This is a genomic window from Bifidobacterium pongonis, from assembly GCF_019331805.1.
Classification (GTDB): Bacteria; Actinomycetota; Actinomycetes; order Actinomycetales; family Bifidobacteriaceae; genus Bifidobacterium; species Bifidobacterium pongonis.
This window is the reverse complement of sequence record NZ_JAHBBE010000055.1, coordinates 1-6,955: the sequence shown is the minus strand read 5'-3', so window position 1 is coordinate 6,955 and position 6,955 is coordinate 1. Positions and strand designations below refer to the sequence as shown.

The following is a 6,955-nucleotide window of genomic DNA, read 5'->3' as shown; positions in this document are numbered from 1 at the left end:
CTGCAGGGCGCGACCGGTCCCATGATCTCGGTTTGCCTCATCATGCTGCGTGACCGCGTCGAAGACACGCGAACCTATGCGAGACTGACCGCCCTGGTCACCTGCACCAACGGCGGCATTGCGGGCGCCGACGCGCTGGCGGGAGGCTGGATCGCCAGTCATCTCGGCTACCGGGCCGTATTCTGGGCGATCGCCGCGGTCGGTGTCGCCGGCATCATAATGCTGGCGACGTTCGCACGCGACAGCAAGGTCGAACGACCCACAGCCATGGATTGGCGGGGCATCGCGTATCTCACGTGCGCCGTGGGCATTCTGCTGATGACGGTGACCGCATTGCGCTCCGGCAGCGCCCCGATCATGCCGATCATCGGGGCGCTGCTGCTCGCCGCCCTGCTGCTGGCCACGTTCTGGAATCACGAGAAGAAAACGCCGGCCCCTCTGGTCGCGCCGGATTTCCTCACCCGCCGCACCACGTGGTCATTCCTGCTGACCGTTTTCATCGCGATGACGGGCATCTTCGCCATCATGAACGGCCTTGCGCCGGCACTCGCCCAAGACGACGCCATCGGCTTGGGCCTGAACGCGGACGGGTCGACGCTGGTGACGCTCGTCCCCTATGCGCTGGTCGGCATGGTTACGGCGCTGGCCATCGGAAGCGTCGCCGCACGGTCCGGCTATCTGAAAGTGTTCCGCATCGGCTTGGCGATCACCGCCGCGGCCACCGCCCTCGGCGCGGTTGCGGCCCTGCATCTCACCACGGGCACGCTGGCCACGTTTTCCGCCATATTCGGCCTTGGCTACGTGGGCATGGTGAATGTTTCGATCAATGCCCTAGGCATCGAACTTTCGCCGAAGACCAGCCCCGGAACATTGCCCGGATTGACCGCCGGAACCTTCAATCTGGCGTCCGGCATCAGCTATCTGACGTTGTACGGCGTGCAAGGCGCGGTGACGGGTGCGCATGGGGCCTTGTACGGCTATGCCGGCGCGATGCTGGCCGGCGCGATCATCACGGCATGCGCATTGGGATGTTCGGCGCTTATCGGGTCGAAACCACGCGATTAACGACGATGAACGCCGGTGATATCACCGCCGACATCACCGGCAAGGCGCGGTGCTGGACCGCACGACCAGCTGGGGCGTGTACGTTTTCACCGCACGTTTGCGCTTGGGATGCGAGATCCGGTCCATCAGCATCGTCGCCGCATCCGCACCCATCTGGCGCGTCGGTTGGCGCATGGTGGTCAGTCCGGGGTTCATCAATCCGGCGAACATCACATCGTCGTACCCGATCACCGACTTGTCGCCGGGAACGTCGTACCCCATCTCCGCCGCGACCTTGCACACCGCGAGCGCGGTCAAATCGTTGGCCGCGACCACGGCGGTGAAACCGTTCCAGTCCATCATGCGCGCCAGATCGAGCGCCGTCTCGTACGTGTAGTCGCCTTCCCGAATCAGCCCCTGATCGTAGGTGATGCCGTTCTCCTCAAGCGCCTGCCGGTAACCGTCGAATCGGCTGCGCGCGCCTTCCAGGAACAGCGGCCCGGTGATGCAGGCGATGCGCTTGTGCCCAAGCCGTATGAGGTATTCCGTGGCGGTCCTGCCGCCGAGCAGGTGATCGCCGGCGACCACATCCCCGCCATCCGTGCCGGTGAAATCGAGCAGAACGTGCGGCATACCGCGCTTTTCAAGAATGTCAGTGCAGACGGCAGCACGTTTTTCGTCGCTGGTGGTGCTGGCCAGGATCAGGCCTTCGACGTTCTTCTGGTACATCAGCTCGATGTATTCGCTTTCATGCTCGGTCTGGTTGTCGGAATCGTTGAGCATCACGCTCCAACCGGCCTCATGGCAGGCGCGTTCGACGCCTTTGGCGAAGGTCGCGTAGAAGTCGTTGCCGATGTCGGGCACGATCAGGGCAATGGTTTTGCTGGTCCCCTTACGCAGATCGCGTGCCGCCTGATTGCGCACATAATGCATGTCCTCGGCGGCCTTGAGCACCTTCCGGCGGGTCTCTTCCGCCACCCTAAACGGTTTGTCATTCAGAATCAGCGAAACCGTCGGCACCGAAGTCCCCGTAGCTTCGGCGATATCCTTCATCGTCACTCGCATTTCACGTACCTCCAAGCACATTGTACGTGAGGGGACGGCGTGTCGCGCGCTTGACAGTTTTTTCGGAAGATGTTTAATATGTGTTTGCCAAATCGATTTATCAAACAAAGGAGTTAGTCATGGCAAAGCAGAAGATCATCCTCGATTGCGACCCCGGTCACGACGACGCCGTCGCCATTCTGATGGCCGGCCGCCACCCGGATATCGACCTGCTCGGCATCACCACCGTCCGCGGCAACCAGACTTTGGAGAAGACCACGCGCAACGCGCTCAACGTCTGCCAGTACCTCGGCCTGGACGTTCCGGTGTATCAGGGTATGGGCCGCCCTATGGTCATCGAGCCGCGCCAGGGCGAGGAACGCGTGCACGGCAAGTCCGGCCTGGACGGCCCGCAGTTCGACGAGCTGACCAAGCCGCTTGAGAAGGAGCATGCGCTCGAATACCTGATCACGACGCTGATGGCCTCCGACGGCGACATCACGCTGGTGCCGACCGGGCCGCTGACCAACATCGCCATGGCCATGCGCATCGAACCGCGCATCTGCGAGAAGATCAAGCAGATCGTGCTCATGGGCGGCAGCTACCAGCACGGCAACGTGACCCCGTCCGCCGAATTCAACATCTGGGCCGACGCCGAAGCCGCGCACGTGGTGTTCTCCAGCGGCGTGAAGGTGACCATGATGGGCCTCGACGTGACCCGCAAGGTGCTGTGCACCCCGGAGATCGTCAAGCGCATGAGCGTGCACAAGAACCCTGCAGGCAAGCTGTTCTGCGATCTGATGACCTTCTTCGGCCAGGCACAGAAGCGCACGTACGGCTGGGAAGGCGGCCCGCTGCACGATCCGACCACCGTGGCGTACCTGATCGACCCGTCCATCGTGACCGTCAAGAGCATGCACACCGATATCGAGATCCGCAGCGAACAAAGCTACGGCCGCACCAACTGCGACTACTTCCTGCTCACCGATGCCCCGAAGAACACCGACGTCGCCATCGACATCGATGTGGAGAAGTTCTGGGATCTTGTGGAGCACTGCATCAGCCTGTACGACTGATCCGCGGCGGACTCGCACGAATCCGGGCAATGGACACGGCCGACCGCGAAAGGAGACGATCATGAGCATTCCACGCACGCGCATCTGCACGACTTACGCGGTCGCCGTCGCTTGGCACGCCTACCTGTGCTGCAAAGGCTACAGCGCCCGCCTGCAGCGGTGGGGTACGCGCTGGCAGGTAACGATTGCCTAACCGGCTCCTAACGAAAAGCGGCCATGTTCCTGAATCGTTCAGGAACATGGCCGCTTTCGTATTCCCATACGCGTGCCGTACCGCGTGTGGCACAAGGTTTTGCCGCTTGGAAACAGAATAAGCGCCGCCGGATCGAGGCTCGATGATCCGACGGCGCTTATTCAAGAGCGACCGACAACGTCCGTCACTGGCGTGCTGCGTGCGGTAACGATGTAGCGGAAGGAGAAGGAAAGGCATGGCGACCTTCCGCCGTAGCGCTAACGTCCATCACCCAGTGACGGCCCGTCACTGACATGATGCGTGCGGTAACGGTGCGGCAGAAGGTGAAGGCGTACAAAGGTACGTCGAACCTTCTGCCGTGCCGTTAACGCTCCATCATGTCAGTGACGGTTGTTGAGACGGTGGTACATTTCGCTGATCTCCAGCTCCTTTTCGAACTGGCGAGCGTTGGTGTTCTCGTCGATGACGGCGAGTTCGACACCGGCGATGCGGGCGAAGTCTTCCCAGGCTTCACGACCGACGGAGGTGGTCATGCAGGTGTGGTGGGAGCCGCCGGCGGTAATCCAGCACTGGACGGCGGTCTTCAGGTCGGGCTTCGGCTTCCAGACGGCGCGGGCGCACGGGAGTTCCTTGAGGGAGCCCTGCGGGGCGACGACGGAGACTTCGTCCATGAGCAGGCGGAAGCGTTCACGCTCGTCGGCCATGGAGACGACGACGGCGTCACCGGGCTTGCCGGAGAAGACGAGGCGGACCGGGTCGGACTTGCCGCCGATGCCGAGCGGGTAGATGGCCAGCTTCGGCTTTTCGATGGTGCCGATGGCCGGGGAGACTTCGAGCATGTGGGAGCCCATGTCGAGCTCGTTGCCCGGGGCGAAGTTGTAGGAGTAGTCCTCCATGAGGGAGGCACCACCTTCAAGGCCGTAGCCCATGACGGCGCCGATGCGCACGAGGACGGAGGTCTTCCAGTCGCCTTCGGCGGAGAAGCCCCAGCCGTACTCGGAGGGGAAGCGCTGCGGGCCGACGCCCGGCAGCTGCGGCAGGGAGCCGAGGTCTTCGAAGTTGTCGACGGCGGCGGTGCAGCCGTTTTCGCGCATCATGTTGACCATGGCCGCTTCCTCCTTGGCTGCGATGAAGAGCTCATCGTAGCGGGAGTCGAGCAGTTCGGGGGCCACGTCGTACTTGGCCTTGTAGTCTTCGATGAGGTCCTTGACCTGATCGTCCTTGACCTTCTCGTAGGCGGCGACGAGCTCGTTGACGGCCCAGGTGTTGATGGAGGCGCCGAACACGCGCTCGGCTTCGGTCTTGTCGCCTTCGGTGACGGCGACGTTGCGCATGTTGTCGCCCCAACGCATGACCTTCATGTTCTGGGAGGCGTCCCAGCCGGCGCAGGCGCGAGCCCAGGTGCCGACCTTTTCGGCGACTTCCGGATCGGTGTAGTGGCCGACGACGATCTTGCGCGGAATGCCGAGGCGGGAGACGATGTAACCGAACTCACGGTCGCCGTGGGCGGCCTGGTTCAGGTTCATGAAGTCCATGTCGATGGTCTCCCACGGAATCTCCTTGTGGTGCTGGGTGGCCAGCTGCAGCAGCGGCTTGGTCAGCACTTCGAGGCCGCGGATCCACATCTTGGCCGGGGAGAAGGTGTGGCACCAGGTGATGACGCCGATGACGTTCGGGTTGGCGGAGGCTTCGGTCATGAAGGCCTTGACGCCGTCGGAGGACTTCAGGGTGGGCTTCAGGACGATCTTGGCGGGAATCTTGCCGGTCGCGTTGAGGAAGTCGACCATTTCGCCGGTCTGCTGGGCGACCTGACGCAGGGCTTCTTCGCCGTACAGGTCCTGCGAGCCGACGCCGAACCAGATTTCCTTACCTTCGAAGGGGTTTTCCATTACCATTGTTGTTTCCTTTACTTCGTTGTGTGTGGATTAACGTGTTGTTTTCGAGGCTCAGTGCTGGCCGTAGACGTTGGTGTAACGGTCGTTGAGCTTGTCGATGTCCTCCTGCGGGATCGGGATGATCTCGCCGAGCTGCTTGGCGGCCCACATGGTGTGGGCGACTTCCTCGGTCATCGCGGCGGCCTTGACGGCAGCCTCCGCATCCTTGCCGATGGTGAAGGGACCATGGTTCTGCATGAGCACGGCAGGGGATTTCGGATACTGCTTCAAGGTCTCCACGACGCCTTCGCCGATGGCTTCCGAACCGATGAGGCGGAAGGGACCTACCGGTACGGGGCCACCGAACTCGTCACCCATCATGGTCAGACCGCAAGGAATGTTCTGGCCAGTGGCAGCCCAGGCCGTCGCGTAGGTGGAGTGGGTGTGCACCACACCGTAGACGTCGGGCATGTGACGATAGATGTACGCGTGGGAGGCGGTGTCGGAGCTCGGGGCTTCCGCGCCGTCGACCACGTTGCCGTCGAGGTCGCATACGACCATCGAGCTCGGGGTCAGGTATTCGTAACGCAGGCCGGACGGCTTGATCACCATCAGGTCGGCGGTGTGCAGTCGCTGGGAGACGTTGCCCGCGGTCCACACGACCAGGTTCCACTTGATCAGCTGTTCGTGCAGGGTGGCGACGATCTCGCGTACCTGCTTGACTTCGGCGCGGACTTCGGGACCGTAATCAGCCAAAGTTGCCATATTGTCTTCCTTTCCTAAAAGTTGTTAGCAGTCCGTTACTTGGTTTCCAGGTCGATCGCTTCGATGGCGGCCTTTTCGATGGACAGGCCACGCTGGAAGCGGGCGAAGAAGTCTTCGAAGCCTTCCACGTCCTGCGGGTCCGGTTCTTCGGTGGTGGACTGGGCGTCGGCGAACACGCGGGTGTCGAGGTATTCGTCGAGCGGGCACGGCGTGTGCCACAGGTAGTCGGCGAGCACGGCCATGCCCCAGGCGCCGCCTTCGGCTGCGGTGGCCATCACCTTGATCGGGGTGTCGAATGCGGCGGCCAGGATCTTCTGCGCCACCTTCGGGGTGGTGAAGATGCCACCGTGGCCGACGAGGGAGTCGATTTGCACGCCTTCGTCCTTGGTCATCACGTCCATGCCGATCTTGACCGGGGAGAACGCGCTGAACAGCTGGGCGCGCATGAGGTTGGCCAGCGTGAAGTGCGATTCGGGGCCGCGTGCCAGCACGGGGCGGCCTTCGGGCAGGCCGGCGAGGAATTCGCCGGAGTAGAAGCAGTAGTTGAGCAGTCCGCCGGCGTTCTTGTCGGCCTTGTCGCTGATGGCCGCGCGGAACAGGGTGCCGAACAGCGTGCCCGCGTCGACCGGGTGGCCGATCGCTTCGGCGAATTCGCTGAACATCCTCACCCAGGCGTTGAGGTCGGAGGTGAAGTTGTTGGCGTGGCTCATGCCTGCCAGGTCGCCGGCCGGCGTGGTGACCAGGTCGACTTCGGGGTGCAGGCGTTCCAGCTTGTGTTCGAGCACGACCATCGCGAAGATGGAGGTGCCTGCGGAGACGTTGCCGGTGCGGACGCGCACGGAGTTGGTGGCGACCATGCCGGTGCCGGCGTCGCCTTCCGGCGGGGCCAGGACGATGCCCGGCTGCAGCGTGCCCGAGGGGTCGAGCAGCTTGGCACCTTCGGCGGTCAGCTCACCGGC

General features: G+C 63.0%; 7 protein-coding genes. 3 read left to right on the top strand and 4 right to left on the bottom strand.

Annotation, left to right across the window (positions count from 1 at the left end; translation table 11 throughout):
* Positions 1-1,065, top strand: a 1,065-nt coding sequence (locus KIH75_RS09660) for an MFS transporter (protein WP_219056495.1), incomplete at its 5' end; no start/stop codon positions are given.
* Between the two features lie 33 nt (positions 1,066-1,098).
* On the opposite strand, the gene KIH75_RS09655 is transcribed toward KIH75_RS09660, so the two are convergent.
* Positions 1,099-2,109 (bottom strand): LacI family DNA-binding transcriptional regulator, encoded by a 1,011-nt coding sequence (locus KIH75_RS09655; protein WP_219056494.1) that lies wholly within the window; start codon positions 2,107-2,109, stop codon positions 1,099-1,101.
* A 119-nt stretch (positions 2,110-2,228) separates the two neighbouring features.
* Between KIH75_RS09655 and KIH75_RS09650 the strand changes: the two genes are divergently transcribed.
* Together KIH75_RS09650 and KIH75_RS10255 are read left to right on the top strand one after the other, a co-directional pair.
* The gene (locus tag KIH75_RS09650) at positions 2,229-3,164 is read left to right on the top strand and encodes a nucleoside hydrolase (protein ID WP_219056493.1); all 936 of its coding nucleotides are present in this window, start codon (positions 2,229-2,231) and stop codon (positions 3,162-3,164) included.
* 61 nt (positions 3,165-3,225) lie between these two features.
* Positions 3,226-3,357 carry a hypothetical protein gene (locus tag KIH75_RS10255; RefSeq protein WP_274608112.1) on the top strand — a complete coding sequence of 44 codons (132 nt, stop codon included), beginning with the start codon at positions 3,226-3,228 and terminating at the stop codon, positions 3,355-3,357.
* Between the two features lie 380 nt (positions 3,358-3,737).
* Here KIH75_RS10255 and araA read toward each other — a convergent pair whose 3' ends face one another.
* The 3 genes from araA to KIH75_RS09635 all read right to left on the bottom strand — a co-directional run.
* A complete protein-coding gene (gene araA, locus KIH75_RS09645) occupies positions 3,738-5,252 on the bottom strand; it encodes an L-arabinose isomerase (protein ID WP_219056492.1) in 1,515 nt (504 codons plus the stop codon).
* A gap of 51 nt (positions 5,253-5,303) precedes the next feature.
* Positions 5,304-5,996: an L-ribulose-5-phosphate 4-epimerase gene (locus KIH75_RS09640; protein WP_219056491.1), complete on the bottom strand. Its 693-nt coding sequence runs from the start codon at positions 5,994-5,996 to the stop codon at positions 5,304-5,306.
* Between the two features lie 35 nt (positions 5,997-6,031).
* On the bottom strand, positions 6,032-6,955 hold a 924-nt coding region (locus tag KIH75_RS09635), incomplete at its 5' end, for an FGGY-family carbohydrate kinase (RefSeq protein WP_240541479.1).